Genomic DNA, 13,601 nt, shown 5'->3' on the forward strand with positions numbered 1-13,601 from the left:
CGTATTATTCCAGCTATCTTTGGCGGGGTAAAGAGCCGCGTATTGCTTAGGCTTCTTCTAACGGTGATTTATAACCGTCGGGCTTTATAGCCAATAAATCGCAGTTGATGCTATCGATAACATGTTCAGCGGTATTACCTATCAGTGCTGCTGAAAATCCGGTACGACCGACAGTCCCTAGGATCACCAATTCAGCATCAAGTTTTTCAGCCAGTTCAGGGATCACATCCTCTGGTAAACCTTCTTTTACATGGCAATGACTTGGATTAATATCATAAGCGCCTGCAAGATAACTCACGCGCTGCTCATGCTGCATGCGAATGGTTTCGTTGTATGACTGGGCATCAAAGTCAGGAAGCTCAATGGCTAAGTTAACTGGCGTGCCGGGATAACCATTAACTAAATGTACTTCAGCAGAGAACTTTTTCGCCAAATCTTTTGCATGTTCAATAATTTTACCGTTAAGCATTTGATGATCGGTATCTTCGGTTGCCACATTCACAGCACAGAGGATTTTGCCTGCGGCTGGCCAGTCATGGGCTTTCACCATCAACACTGGCACAGGGGCTTTACGCATTAAATGCCAATCAGTTGGAGTGAAGATCACCGCCTTGAGTTTGTCGTGGGCATGGGTGCCTTTAACAATCAAATCATATTGCCCTGAAATAGCATGATTAATAATGCTTTCAAAGGGGCGATTATGCCAAATGACTTGAGTATCGATATTGAGTTGCAGATGAGTATAAGCGGCGAGTAAGTCTTGGATCCAGGCGAGCCGTTGATCTATGACACCTTGACGCATGGCTTCGCGTTCTTGATTCGACAGAATCGAAGTCATTTCGTAAGAGAAGTCGAAGATAGAAAGAAACACAGTGACTTGAGCGTTGCATTTACTGGCCAAGGCGACCGCTCGTGCAAGGGCAACTTGATTCTCAGTGGTAGGGTCAACCACAACCAGTATTTTTTGATAATCCTTCATGTTTGGTTCCTTTAGTCATAGGCTCAATATCATCATGAGCCTTTGGCAGTGAGCTGTATTGTTCTAGATCAAACTCATTTGAAATTGATTAAAACTCGCTTAAAAATCATGCCTTAATCTGCATGACATGTCTAGCAAGCACAGCTTTTACCATTAAACTGTTATGCTATTGGCGACAATTATTTAGGCTTGACCTCTCACGGTTAATGCTCTTGCGATTGACTATCTCGCGATGCGAGAATTACCCGCTAACAGATTTAGCTCTTGCGAGTCGAGGATAGTGATGTACTTACCCTTAACCTCAATCAAGCCTGACTTTTGGAAGCGTCCAAGTAAGCGGCTGATGGTTTCAACGGTTAAACCGAGATAATTACCAATGTCACCGCGGGTCATGGTTAAGCGGAATTCTTTGGGTGAGAAGCCACGGCTGCCGAAACGATTTGCTAAATTGCTGATAAACGCTGCTAGACGTTCTTCGGCATTTTTCTTACTGAGCAGCAGGATCATTTCTTGATCGCTCATGATCTCATTACTCATTAGACGCATGATCTGCTGACGTAACTTAGGCATAGTGCCCGAAAGTTCATCGAGGATATTAAAGGGGATTTCACAGACCATAGAGGTCTCGAGGGCCTGTGCAAAACTCTGGTGCAACTGAGCGTGAATACCATCAAAACCAATCACATCACCCGCAAGATGGAAGCCCGTTATCTGCTCATCACCTTGCTCGGTAATAGTGTAACTTTTGATGGTGCCAGAGCGGATCGCAAACAGGGATTTCAATGCATCACCTGACTTAAAAATTTGCTCGCCTTTCTGGATTGGCTTTTTACGCTCAATAATATCATCGAGCTGATCTAGCTCACTTGCATTGAGGGTAAAAGGAATACAAAGGGTACCCATACTGCAATCGTGACAATGGATTGTGCATCCGCTAGCGGCAGGACGACGATTCTTATTTTGTTCAATTGTCATGTTGATTCTCAAGTTTATCCACTGCAACCATGTTAAACCAATTCACTCACTTGGGCTAGTTTAGCTGCGCGAGTGCGATATATAAAGTTTGACCACCAAAAGCAATTAACAGTAAGCCGCTCAATAGTCTAACGGTTTTCTTTTGTACCCATGCAGCAAGGCGTTTTGCCGCAACGCCAGCGCTTAATAGCGCGGGTAAAGTACCCAAGCCAAAGGCTAACATAATTAAGGCGCCTTGGCTGGCAGAGCCAGATGCAACCGACCAAGTTAAGGTGCTATAGACGAGGCCGCAGGGGAGCCAGCCCCAAATGAATCCTGCCATGACTGCTTGGCTCGGATTCTTGATTGGAACAAGGCGCTGCGCTAGCGGTTTTAAATATTGCCATAGCCATTGACCTACACGCTCAATTTGCACTATTCCAACCCAAATTTTAGCGATGTAAAGCCCTGTTGCAATCATCATCAGTCCAGCAACCATGCGCAGGACAATCAGATAAATATCCAGTTCAAATAAGTGACCAAGACCTGCCGACGATGCACCCACTAAGCCGCCTGCTAAGGTGTAACTTAAAATACGGCCTAAATTGTAATTCAGTAAATATTTAAGCTGATGGGCCAGCTGGTTACCTATTTTAGGATGAGGGATTTGGGCGGAAAAAGCGCCCACTAAACCGCCACACATACCAAAACAATGTGCAGCTCCCATCAAGCCGACGAGAAAGGCACCGGTGACATTGTACTCAATCACAAAGGCATGCCTTTTTGCTGATTTTTTATCGCTTGCTGCGCTGCGATGTCATCATGTTCTGCTGTTGACTGAATGGCAGGGGTGGGTAGATGGCCTGGTTTGTCAGTATTTTCATCAAACAATATAGAAACACTTTGACGGTCAAGATCGTCAAATTGCTCAGATTTCACTGCCCAGAAAAATACCATTACCGCAATGGCGACGAAGATCATGGCAATGGGGATAAGCACATAAATAATTTCCATAATGACCTCTTAGTATCTGGTTAAACGTTTTATTATGATCACACTTTTACCCGTAATAATCTCAGGCTATTACCGACCACAATCAAAGAACTCGCCGACATGCCAATCGCGGCAATATAAGGTGCCACATGACCAGTGACAGCTAAAGGCAAGATAAGGGCGTTGTAACCCAGCGCCCACGCTAAATTTTGTTTAATAATTTGCGTGGTCAGTTTAGCGACCGCGACAGCTTGGGTGAAACGGGATAGATGATCGCCCAGCAAAATCAAATCGGCACTGTTTTTGGCAATCGCACTGCCACTGCCCATGGCGACCGACAAATCAGCCCCCGCAAGTACTGGCACATCATTGATGCCATCGCCAAACATCGCCACGCGAGTATGCTGTTGTAATTTCGTTACTAGGGCAAGTTTGCCCGCGGGGGTTAATCCGCTGTGCACATCTTCAATTCCCAGCTCTTTGGCCAGTTGATGCACATGTCCGGAGCTATCGCCGCTGGCGATACTAATGCGACAACCTTGTTGCTTTAATATTTCAATCGTGGCCTTACTGTCTTGACGAATATTGTCTTGGATCTCAAAGCTGGCAAGCACTTCAAGCTGCTCATTAGCTGAGCGTGCTAACCAAATCTTTTGGGTTGGGTCCTGAGTATCGACACGTGCACCAGTAAATACAGCATTACCAATTAAATAATCAGTCCCCTCGATACGGCCTCGAACACCAAAGCCGACTTCATGGTGAACTTGTTCTGCGACCAAGGTATTATCGGCAAATAGGGCAAATGCAGCCGCAATCGGATGACGAGAGCCTGTTTCCAGCGCTGCGGCAATAGCTAAGGCCTGCGTCTTTGTTAAATCGGCCATGCACTGCGTTTGCCCGATAGAGAGCGTACCACAGGTAAGGGTGCCAGTTTTATCAAAGACCACATGTTTAATCTGCGGAAGTTTTTCAAAGACACCGGCTTTGCGGGTAATGATCCCAAGACGGGTAAAAATGGCGGTTGCACAGGTGACGGCGGTCGGTGTCGCTAGCGCTAAGGCACAAGGACAAGTGGCGACCAGAACCGATAACGTTACCCAAAAGGCATCCTCTGGGGAAATCTGTTGCCAAACCAAATAGGTGATCGTCGCGATTGTTAGAATCGTACCCGAGAAATAGCGGGATAATTTATCGGCTAATAGGGCTATCGCAGGTTTTGTATTGGATGCCAGTTCCTGCAGTCGAATAATTTCAGCCACGAGTTGGTCTTGCCCCAATGCGGTAACTTTAACTTTTATCGGTTGGTCGACGTTGATAGTACCAGCGTACACTTGCTGATCTTGCTGTTTTTCAATGGGCATTTGCTCACCTGTGAGCATAGCTTCATTGATATTTGTGTGGCCTTCAATCACCACACCATCGGCCGCAACCATTTCTCCTGGTTTCACAAGGATCACATCATTGAGGCGTAACTTTTTGGCCGGAATTTCTTCTTGACCATTTTCGGTGACTAAGTGTGCAGTGAGCGGCACCAATTTATGTAAATTACTGGAGCTGACCGAGGCCTTTTGTCTTGCCTTTTGCTCGAAGTAACGCCCGAGTAACAAAAAGAATGTAAACATGGATACGGATTCAAAATACACTTCGCCTGTGCCATTCACTGTGGCAAAACAGCTTGCGGTATAGGCACCACCAATGGCAATCGAAACAGACACATCCATATTGAGTTTGCCGCTGAGCAGGGTACGAATGGCACTAAAATAGAAGGGCTGCGCCGAATAAAGCACCACAGGCGTGGCAAAAATCATGCTGACCCAGCGGAAATAGTCCCGATACTGCACGTCTAAATCAGTGAAGTAGCCAGTATAAAGGGCGAGGGCGAACATCATGACTTGCATAGTCGCAAAGCCAGCTAAGCCTAAACGCAGTAAAAATTTGCGACTATTGAGTTTATTGTTGAGCTCTTGTTCGTCAACTTGGTAGGGCGCGGCTTGATAGCCAATACGACTAATTTGTCCGAGAATATCGCTAAGTTTTACCTTGCGTTTATCCCAACTGATCATGGCGCGTTGGGTGGTTGAGTTGACTAGCACTTGGCTCACGCCCGCGAGTTGTTTGACTTTGTGTTCAATTAACCAAGCACAGGCGGCACAGGTGATACCATCGATGGAGAGTGATACTGATTCGACATTGTCCTCAGAATGCACAAAGTCTTGCTGCACTTCGGGCAAGTCATAGGCGCTAAATTGCGTTAATGCTTCGGGGACCAGGGCATTCTGTTTACTGCCAGGCTCAGTGCGGAACTTGTAATAACTGAGTAATCCCGCATCGACAATCGCTTGAGAAACCGCCTGACAGCCAGGGCAACACATAAGTTCATCACGGTCATTAATGCGAGTCACAAACTGCTGGCCCGTCAGAACGGGCTCTTGGCAGTGAAAACAACTTGGATACGTCATAGCGCTACTTATTTAACCACAATCAATTCAGCCAAAGTTGGACGTGATCTTTTAATTCAACGCGTTGGTGAATTCGCCATTTACCATCGTAACTTTCGAGGCGAACTTCCCAAGGGCCGGTTAGGGTAGTAGGGATGGTAATGCGATACACATTGCTGGCATCGGCCGTCGCAGTGAGTTTCATATCTCTGTCGGCAATGGTTGGATGATAGAACTCGACTTTCAAGGCGGCTTGATATGTAGGTCCCCCTTGTTGCGTCAGTAAAATTTCATTATTAGTTTGTTCGAGTAAAAAGCTCATGCCGATTTGTTTGGCATACTTCACTTTACTCAAGTCCATATTAATGGCTTTGCCTTCTTTGTAGTAATCCTCGGCGACTAACGAGTCCGAGTTAGTAAGGGCAATTTTCAGTGTGGTAAAACTTGCGATGACAGCACATAAAGGAAGAATAATTAAAAACCAAGGCCAGAACTGCTTATACCAGGCTTGTTGTTCGTTCATGTCAGATACCCATTCTAAAAAATTTGCGCCATTTTACCGTTAAAAGGTGGTTTTAGCACTTTAAAAAAAAGGCCTCGAAGTCTTCGAGGCCTTAGCGTTACTCATATCTAATTACTTGTTTGACAAGCTATAAACATAAGCTGCGATTACGTGAACTTTCTCTTCACCGAGAACGTCTTTCCACGCCGGCATCACACCTGCGCGACCATGTTTAATGGTTTCTTCGATCACGCCGCGGCTACCGCCATATAACCAAACATCGTCAGTTAAGTTAGGAGCACCCATAAACTTGTTGCCTTTAGCGTCCATACCATGACACGCAAAACAACCTTTCATGAATGACCCTTGACCTTGGGCAGCGAGTGTTTCATCGTGCTCACGACCAGACAATTTAACAACGTATTCAGCTAAACCCGCAATTTCGCTGTCATCGATTGGCAAACCACCTTTCGGCGGCATCATGCCATGACGACCACCCATGATAGTGGTTTTAATCGTGGCTAAGTCGCCACCATATAACCAGTCACCATCGGTGAGATTAGGGAAGCCTTTGCTACCACGTGCGTCAGAGCCATGGCACTGTGCGCAGTTTTGTAGGAACAAACGGCCACCCACTTTCAATGCTTCTTGGTTTTTCACTAATTCATCTAGTGGTGTTGCCAAGTAAGCCGCGAAGATTGGGCCATATTTTTCACTAGCGTGTTTTACTTCTTGGTCATACTGAACATAACGGCCTTCTTTTGCTGCAAGCTCAATGGCTGCGGCAGAATCGGCTTTAATACCTTGTTCAGTACCAATGCTTTGGTTAGAACTCGTCCAGCCTAAAAGGCCTTTGTAGTTACCTAAACCAGGAAATAAGGCTAGATAGATCAAGCCAAACACGATAGTGATATAGAACATATAACTCCACCATTTTGGCAGTGGGTTATTGAGTTCTTCAATACCGTCGAAACTGTGACCCATGGATTCGCCTTCTTTTACGCCCGTGGTGTTCTTAGAACACACGCGGAGTAATAGAAAACAACCCGCGATCACGACTAACGAGAGTACGGTAATCCAAACACTCCAGAAGCTACTCATCACTTATTCTCTCCTGAGTCCTTCGATTCCTTGCTGATTTCCTCATCGGAAAATACAAGGTTAGCTGCTTCATCAAATGATTTCTGACGGCGCGAGCTATATGCCCAAGCAAAGATACCGATAAAGGTCAGCATCACAATAATGGTTAAGATGCCTTGTAATGTGCCGTAATCCATATATTGCCTCCTTATTTGAGTGCGTGACCCAAAGACTGAAGATATGCAATCAAGGCTTCCAGCTCTGTCTTACCTGCAACAGCTTTCTGTGCGCCAGCGATTTCTTCATCGGTATAAAGATCATTACCTTTGTAACCGCCTTTATGCATGTTACGTAGGATAGTCATCTTCGCGCCCGTCAGTTCGCCGTCTAACTTGTTTTCGGCTAACCATGGGAACCCAGGCATATTCGATTGAGGTACTACAGCACGAGGATCGATTAAGTGAACTTCATGCCATTTATCGCTATAACGACCGCCAACACGTGCCAAATCAGGACCTGTACGCTTAGAACCCCATAGGAATGGATGGTCCCAAACCGATTCACCCGCAACAGAGTAGTGACCATAACGTTCAGTTTCAGCCCGTAAAGGACGAATCATTTGGCTATGGCAATTACTGCAACCTTCGCGCACATATAGATCGCGACCTTCGATTTGCAGGGCAGTGTATGGCTTTAAACCTTCAACTGGCTCAGTCGTATCTTTTTGAAAAATCAACGGTGTGATTTCAACCAGACTACCGAAGCTGATAGCGATAACAGTAAAAATCGCTAGCAAACCGATGTTTTTTTCGACTATCTCATGATTAAATTTCATCGAGTTTGCTCCTTTAAGCCGCTGTGGGTTCAGCCAATGCTGGCAATGAATCTTTAGAGGCTTTCACTGTACGGATCACGTTATATGCCATGATCAGCATACCGGTAAGGAATAAACAACCGCCGAGGAAACGCACAAAGTAGAAAGGATAAGAAGCTTCCAGACTTTCAACAAAGCTATAAGTCAAAGTACCGTCAGCATTCACTGCGCGCCACATTAAACCTTGCATTACACCCGAAATCCACATAGAGACGATGTAGAGTACAGTACCAATCGTTGCTAACCAGAAATGAACATTGATTAACTTGACGCTGTACATACGGCCGTGGCCAAATAACACAGGGATCAGGTGATACAAAGAACCAATAGACACCATAGCAACCCAGCCTAGCGCGCCTGAGTGAACGTGACCGATAGTCCAGTCTGTATAATGTGACAGTGCGTTAACGGTTTTAATTGCCATCATCGGGCCTTCGAAGGTAGACATACCGTAGAAAGACAGAGAAACAACTAAGAAACGTAAAATAGGATCGGTACGCAGTTTATGCCAAGCACCAGACAAGGTCATGATACCGTTAATCATACCGCCCCAAGAAGGTGCGAATAGGATCAGTGACATCACCATACCTAAAGACTGAGTCCAGTCAGGTAGCGCGGTATAATGTAAATGGTGAGGACCTGCCCAAATATACAGTGCGATCAAAGCCCAAAAATGGACAATTGATAGACGGTAAGAGTACACAGGACGACCCGCTTGCTTAGGTACGAAGTAATACATCATCCCTAAGAAGCCTGCGGTTAATAAGAAACCAACGGCGTTATGACCATACCACCACTGTACCATGGCATCGACAGCGCCACTGTATATAGAATATGACTTAAACAGGCTAACAGGTACTGCCATTGAGTTAACAATATGAAGTACCGCTACGGTAAGGATAAACCCCCCGAAGAACCAGTTTGCCACATAAATATGTGAAGTTGTGCGCTTAACAATCGTGCCAAAGAATACCGTAGCATAAGCTATCCAGACGATAGCAATTGCGATATCGATAGGCCACTCTAGCTCTGCGTATTCCTTACTCGATGTGTAGCCTAAGGGTAAGGTGATTACTGCGGAGATAATAATTGCTTGCCAGCCCCAAAACGTAAATGCAGCTAACTTAGGTGCAAATAGTCGGGTTTGACAGGTACGTTGTACGACATAATAGGATGTTGCAAAAAGGGCTGATGTACCGAACGCGAAGATCACCGCATTGGTGTGTAATGGTCGCAAGCGACTATACGTTAACCAAGGAGTGTCAAAGTTCAGCTGAGGCCAGATTAACTGAGCCGCAATTAATACACCGACTGACATACCAACGATACCCCACAAAACTGTGGTTAAGGCAAATTGGCGGACAATGGTGTAATTGTAATCAGCGCCTGTTGGCTGGGAATGGTTCATCATCATGCTTCCACTGCTTATTACTGATACTTTGAGTAAAGACAAGCTTTACCTGTTATAAAACGACATAAAAATCAGCTTCCCTATTCAGGTTGCTGAGTCATGTCAATGCGTTACCCTGCATATTTTTGCTCAAATATGAGGTTTCGCAATGATACTTGAGCAATATCAAAAAAGATACCAAAGAAGGGGTGTGGAAAGTTGATCTAGATCAACCTACGCCATAGAATGTTAACATATTGCGTCATAAGGTTAATCTTTGTGCTAAATCGTCCTAATCTCTATTTATTCATCGCGTTAATTCTCATCAATCTCACAGCTTGTACTGAAGATGCTAAGCAAGTCACACATAAAAGCAGTCTTGATCCTTCCCTCTGTCAATTTTCGGCAGGGGATTGTGTTAAACAATTGGACGATATCAAGCTTGCTATTAGCCTATCGCCAGCGAATGCCCCGAGCGAAAAGCCATTAACATTAAGGCTATTAGCTTCATCGCCTATCAAAAATGTGCAAATTCGTTTAGAAGGAAGAGATATGTTTATGGGGGTTATTCCTGTAAATGTGAAGCAAACCGATGAAATGACCTATATTGGTCAGATGGTATATGGCTCCTGTAGCAGTGGTTATATGGTTTGGCGCGGCTTTGTTAGTTTCAACCTTAATGGCGAAACTAAAACGGCAGTGTTTGATTTTCTCGCTGATGACAATGGCTAAGACTGGCTAGATATTTATTCGAATCGTCCTCAGCGTATTATTAGAGAGTGTTAACTCGGGTGATTAAGGATTAACTATCTTTCCAACTGTCTTTTACTTTGACAAAAATATCCACATTATCGATAAAAAGCTGTAATAAGTGCGGATCAAAGTGTTTCGCAGCGCCTTTACGCATTTCAGCTAACACCTCTTCTAAAGGCCAAGCCGTTTTATAGCAGCGGGCATGAGAAAGTGCATCAAACACATCTGCAATAGCCACAATCCGCGCGAAAATGTGAATTTCGTCTTGTTTTAAATTGGCGGGATAACCAGAACCATCATATTTTTCATGGTGTTGCAGTGCAATAATCGATGCAGCTTTGAGGATAGGGCGCTCTGAATTCGCCAAAATCTGATGACCAATCGTAGGGTGCTGACGCATGACTTGCCATTCTTCATCGTCTAACTTACCGGGTTTGAGCAGAACGGCATCGGGGATCGCTATTTTACCTATGTCATGCATAGGTGAGGCGCGGCGCAGTAAATCGGCTTCGTATTCAGGTAAACCAGCGAGTAAAGCGAGTTGGGAGCAATATTCCGCCATACGTTTCACGTGATTGGCGGCTTCTTTTGAGCGGCTTTCAACCACATCCCCTAAACGCAGAATGAGCTCAGATTGGGTATCTTCAACTTCTTGACTGAGCAGCAAGTTCTCAAATGCAACGCCGACGTTGATGGCAAAAATATCAATGAGTTTCTTATCAAGATCATCAATTTTATCAATACCATCCATATAGAGTAGATTGATTAGCCCGCTTTTTGTGGGGAAGTAACCGACAAAACAATTGTCTTCATAAAGGCAACGTTTTTGCGTGAGCGCATTGCGCAGTAAGCGGTCGATATGCTCTGGCAATTGAGTAATATGGTTTTTATTGGAAAACTGGCCTGTGCCCGCGAGGATCTCAATATTTACGGGATCAAGATGACCGCTGATCGCATCAATGGCATTGCACGTTAGCAGTAGGGTTTCTGAATCCAGATTGAGCAGGGTGGCGACTTGAGTAAGCAGTCCATCGGCGAATTTATGCAGGGTGCGCAGTTCAAATAATCCTGAGGTGGCTTCTAGTACTCTTTCTAAGCCCTTACGGTGATTTATTTGGGTGCGCCTTGCTTGCTCGATTTCCATGATATCGCGATAAGAGCGAAGGGCTGAGTAGACGCTGGTCATCAGCTTACGGGAATCGAGTTCAGCTTTTGCTTTGTAATCATTAATATCGTAATTGACGATAACGTCTTCTTCTGGTGCTTGCCCTGGCTGGCCTGTACGTAAGATCAATCGAGTGGTTTTATTCAGTAATTCTTCACGGATCCACTTTACTAGTTCTAACCCTGCATGGTCACTTTCCATGACAACATCAATAAAGGCAATGGCGATGTCATGTTCTTGATTGAGTAATTCTTTTGCTTGTTCGGCACTATAAGCATTGATAAAGGTGAGGGCACGGCCATCAAGTTTAAAGCGGGAGAGGGCAAGCTTAGTGACGGTATGAACATCAGGTTCATCATCGACCACTAATACCTTCCAAGGAATACCAGACTCTGTTGTCTCGGTAGACTTTTTACCGGAAAAAAGAGGGTTTTTCTTTGCAAGATCAATCAGCATCCGATACCTCATTCAAGTAAAAATAATGATCACATAATCAGTGTAGTAGACACATTTCAAAGCGGTGCAAAATCTTGCATAAAATAGCGAGATGAGTGGCAATCCTTAAATTACGTTGTTGATAACGATTCTCATTTGTGTATTCTATTACTATCAAATAATGATAGGGAGGGAAAGGGCATGACTAATCGAATTAACTTATCAATTTCAGCGCATAAATTGGCACAGCTGATACATGATGGACACATCTGCGCATCTGACTTCACGTGCTTAGATAGCCAATCGAAACAGCAAGTGTGGCAGCTATGCTTGATCTGTTGCAAAAAGCGTATTACTTGTCAGCAATGTTCATTTTCAAGTTGCGCTAAAAATCTGACATATCTTGATGCCGATAAATAACATTATCGGCATTTGCGTTTAAGTATTATCATACAAGAAACTCTTATAATTCAGATGTAATATGCAACTTCCTCCAGTAATCCCGTTATTTGACTCATTTGAATTCATACAAGTTGGCAATAGTATTGTTAACCAATATATCACCCAAATTAGCATGAAAAAGGTGGTTGATGCGGGCTTAGTCATCGAGCATGCCAGTGATTGGCTATTTGAGCAAAAGCATAACGAAAACAACTATAAAGCTTATCGCAGTGAACTCACTACGTTTCTGCATTGGTGTTTTGATGTAGTTTCAATGTCTCCCATTCAAGTTACGCGCAAAGACATGAGCCGTTACGTTGATTATTGCCAAGCACCGCCGATAGCACTGATCGGTTATTTTAATGTGCCACAGTTTAAGTACGATAAACTGCATGATGAACGGGTTCCAAACTCGCAATGGCGACCATTTGTCGGCAAAAAACAACTCGGGCAAATCCAGCCTTATGTGTTAAGCGATAATGCGTTAAAAACAAAAATGGCCATTTTGTCTTCGTTTTATTCGTATCTGACAAGTGAAGAATATTGTGAGCGGAATCCTGCTCAAATCTGGCTTAATCACAGTCGATTTGCAGCAAACAGGCAATATCAGCGTCAAAGTCATGAAGATGAAAATAGTCTCGCATTTACTGAATTACAGTGGTCATATATTATGGCGACCGTTACTGGACTAGCAGAAGAATTTCCTGAGTTACATCAAAGAAGTTTATTCCTCGTTATATTGATTTATTGCTGTTATTTACGCATTTCAGATGTGTCTGCACGTGCGGGTTATTCGCCGGTGATGAACCAGTTTAAACGTAATCAGCAAACGGGCATCTGGAGTTTTCATATTCCGTTGAGTAAAGGTGGTAAAAGACGCAGTGTTGCGATTTCAAAAGCTTTGCTCGATGCATTAGTCAAATATCGTCAGTTTTTAGGATTAACGGATTATCCAGGACCAAACGAAAATCATCCTTTGTTTGTACGGCATAAAGCTGCTGGACGCGGCCGAGATGTTGGTATCCTCAATGCCAATCTAGGCATTCGTCATGTTCGCGACGAAATTCAAAAAATAATTAATCTGGCTGCAGAACGTATAGAAATCGATGGCTTTACACAAGATGCGGCGCAGATGCGCAAACTTACTGCCCACAATATTCGTCACACCGGCATTACGCACGATATCAATATCAACCGCAGACCGTTATCCCATGTACAAGCCGACGCTGGCCACGAAAGTATCGACACTACATCGCAATATTTGCACACAAGCCAAATTGAACGTCATGAGAGTGCGTTCAACAAACCAATCGACCATTTGAAAGGCATAGAGTGATTAGATACAGAGCTGCGCACAATAAGACTCAACATTATGTTGAGGTACTGCGGTTTGTATAATGCGCAGCACAAACCGACAAAAATTAGCGCGGGACGTGGGTGAGGTACGAGAATCGTTCTAGCTGATTTTTGACCGTAACATAAAGTTCATTGTGCGCGGTTCTTTCAGGGTATGTCATTTGGCATACCCTTTTTATTTGATTTCTGTATACAAAAATATTTTATCTTTTTTATTGAAATATGTAGACAATAATCAAAA

14 protein-coding genes are annotated in these 13,601 nt (G+C 44.2%); 3 read left to right on the top strand and 11 right to left on the bottom strand.

The window, feature by feature from the left end:
* Positions 1 to 46: 46 nt before the first annotated feature.
* The 10 genes from uspE to ccoN all read right to left on the bottom strand — a co-directional run bounded on the left by uspE (position 47) and on the right by ccoN (position 9,231).
* Positions 47 to 979: a universal stress protein UspE gene (gene uspE / locus L5L77_RS08620; RefSeq protein ID WP_105252478.1), complete on the bottom strand. Its 933-nt coding sequence runs from the start codon at positions 977 to 979 to the stop codon at positions 47 to 49.
* A 222-nt stretch (positions 980 to 1,201) separates the two neighbouring features.
* Positions 1,202 to 1,954, bottom strand: a complete 753-nt coding sequence (gene etrA, locus L5L77_RS08625; protein ID WP_006081599.1) for an electron transport transcriptional regulator EtrA — start codon at positions 1,952 to 1,954, stop codon at positions 1,202 to 1,204.
* Between the two features lie 55 nt (positions 1,955 to 2,009).
* A complete protein-coding gene (locus L5L77_RS08630) occupies positions 2,010 to 2,702 on the bottom strand; it encodes a sulfite exporter TauE/SafE family protein (protein ID WP_263149184.1) in 693 nt (230 codons plus the stop codon).
* Complete coding sequence (ccoS, locus tag L5L77_RS08635; RefSeq protein WP_173244909.1) at positions 2,699 to 2,947, bottom strand: cbb3-type cytochrome oxidase assembly protein CcoS; 249 nt, start codon at positions 2,945 to 2,947, stop codon at positions 2,699 to 2,701. The genes L5L77_RS08630 and ccoS overlap by 4 nt, the downstream gene beginning before the upstream one ends.
* Positions 2,948 to 2,985: 38 nt before the next feature.
* A complete protein-coding gene (locus tag L5L77_RS08640) occupies positions 2,986 to 5,385 on the bottom strand; it encodes a heavy metal translocating P-type ATPase (RefSeq protein WP_263222571.1) in 2,400 nt (799 codons plus the stop codon).
* 22 nt (positions 5,386 to 5,407) lie between these two features.
* Positions 5,408 to 5,887 carry a FixH family protein gene (locus L5L77_RS08645; RefSeq protein ID WP_263222573.1) on the bottom strand — a complete coding sequence of 160 codons (480 nt, stop codon included), beginning with the start codon at positions 5,885 to 5,887 and terminating at the stop codon, positions 5,408 to 5,410.
* A gap of 111 nt (positions 5,888 to 5,998) precedes the next feature.
* On the bottom strand, positions 5,999 to 6,967 hold the full coding sequence (gene ccoP / locus L5L77_RS08650; protein WP_263182352.1) for a cytochrome-c oxidase, cbb3-type subunit III: 969 nt from the start codon (positions 6,965 to 6,967) through the stop codon (positions 5,999 to 6,001).
* Positions 6,967 to 7,143: a cbb3-type cytochrome oxidase subunit 3 gene (locus L5L77_RS08655; RefSeq protein ID WP_107404487.1), complete on the bottom strand. Its 177-nt coding sequence runs from the start codon at positions 7,141 to 7,143 to the stop codon at positions 6,967 to 6,969. Before L5L77_RS08655 ends, ccoP begins: the two co-directional genes overlap by 1 nt.
* A gap of 11 nt (positions 7,144 to 7,154) precedes the next feature.
* On the bottom strand, positions 7,155 to 7,781 hold the full coding sequence (ccoO, locus tag L5L77_RS08660; protein ID WP_263182354.1) for a cytochrome-c oxidase, cbb3-type subunit II: 627 nt from the start codon (positions 7,779 to 7,781) through the stop codon (positions 7,155 to 7,157).
* Between the two features lie 13 nt (positions 7,782 to 7,794).
* Positions 7,795 to 9,231 carry a cytochrome-c oxidase, cbb3-type subunit I gene (gene ccoN / locus L5L77_RS08665; protein ID WP_107404951.1) on the bottom strand — a complete coding sequence of 479 codons (1,437 nt, stop codon included), beginning with the start codon at positions 9,229 to 9,231 and terminating at the stop codon, positions 7,795 to 7,797.
* A 258-nt stretch (positions 9,232 to 9,489) separates the two neighbouring features.
* Between ccoN and L5L77_RS08670 the strand changes: the two genes are divergently transcribed.
* A complete protein-coding gene (locus L5L77_RS08670; protein ID WP_263182355.1) occupies positions 9,490 to 9,942 on the top strand; it encodes a hypothetical protein in 453 nt (150 codons plus the stop codon).
* A gap of 70 nt (positions 9,943 to 10,012) precedes the next feature.
* On the opposite strand, the gene L5L77_RS08675 is transcribed toward L5L77_RS08670, so the two are convergent.
* Entirely contained in the window at positions 10,013 to 11,584 is a 1,572-nt protein-coding gene (locus L5L77_RS08675; RefSeq protein ID WP_263182356.1) for a DUF3369 domain-containing protein, read from the bottom strand.
* Positions 11,585 to 11,764: 180 nt separating this feature from the next.
* Between L5L77_RS08675 and L5L77_RS08680 the strand changes: the two genes are divergently transcribed.
* Complete coding sequence (locus tag L5L77_RS08680) at positions 11,765 to 11,983, top strand: hypothetical protein (protein WP_105252484.1); 219 nt, start codon at positions 11,765 to 11,767, stop codon at positions 11,981 to 11,983.
* 61 nt (positions 11,984 to 12,044) lie between these two features.
* Positions 12,045 to 13,340 carry a tyrosine-type recombinase/integrase gene (locus L5L77_RS08685; RefSeq protein ID WP_105252485.1) on the top strand — a complete coding sequence of 432 codons (1,296 nt, stop codon included), beginning with the start codon at positions 12,045 to 12,047 and terminating at the stop codon, positions 13,338 to 13,340.
* Positions 13,341 to 13,601: the final 261 nt, after the last annotated feature.

Source organism: Shewanella sp. SM29, from assembly GCF_025654245.1.
In the GTDB taxonomy this organism is placed as follows: Bacteria; Pseudomonadota; Gammaproteobacteria; order Enterobacterales; family Shewanellaceae; genus Shewanella; species Shewanella oncorhynchi.

Coding starts and splice junctions, on each gene's coding strand:
- ccoS (WP_173244909.1), bottom strand. CDS start 2,947: ATGGAAATTATTTATGTGCTTATCCCCATTGCCATGATCTTCGTCGCC.
- ccoN (WP_107404951.1), bottom strand. CDS start 9,231: ATGATGAACCATTCCCAGCCAACAGGCGCTGATTACAATTACACCATT.
- L5L77_RS08675 (WP_263182356.1), bottom strand. CDS start 11,584: ATGCTGATTGATCTTGCAAAGAAAAACCCTCTTTTTTCCGGTAAAAAG.
- L5L77_RS08640 (WP_263222571.1), bottom strand. CDS start 5,385: ATGACGTATCCAAGTTGTTTTCACTGCCAAGAGCCCGTTCTGACGGGC.
- L5L77_RS08680 (WP_105252484.1), top strand. CDS start 11,765: ATGACTAATCGAATTAACTTATCAATTTCAGCGCATAAATTGGCACAG.
- ccoP (WP_263182352.1), bottom strand. CDS start 6,967: ATGAGTAGCTTCTGGAGTGTTTGGATTACCGTACTCTCGTTAGTCGTG.
- L5L77_RS08645 (WP_263222573.1), bottom strand. CDS start 5,887: ATGAACGAACAACAAGCCTGGTATAAGCAGTTCTGGCCTTGGTTTTTA.
- etrA (WP_006081599.1), bottom strand. CDS start 1,954: ATGACAATTGAACAAAATAAGAATCGTCGTCCTGCCGCTAGCGGATGC.
- L5L77_RS08685 (WP_105252485.1), top strand. CDS start 12,045: ATGCAACTTCCTCCAGTAATCCCGTTATTTGACTCATTTGAATTCATA.
- ccoO (WP_263182354.1), bottom strand. CDS start 7,781: ATGAAATTTAATCATGAGATAGTCGAAAAAAACATCGGTTTGCTAGCG.
- L5L77_RS08655 (WP_107404487.1), bottom strand. CDS start 7,143: ATGGATTACGGCACATTACAAGGCATCTTAACCATTATTGTGATGCTG.
- uspE (WP_105252478.1), bottom strand. CDS start 979: ATGAAGGATTATCAAAAAATACTGGTTGTGGTTGACCCTACCACTGAG.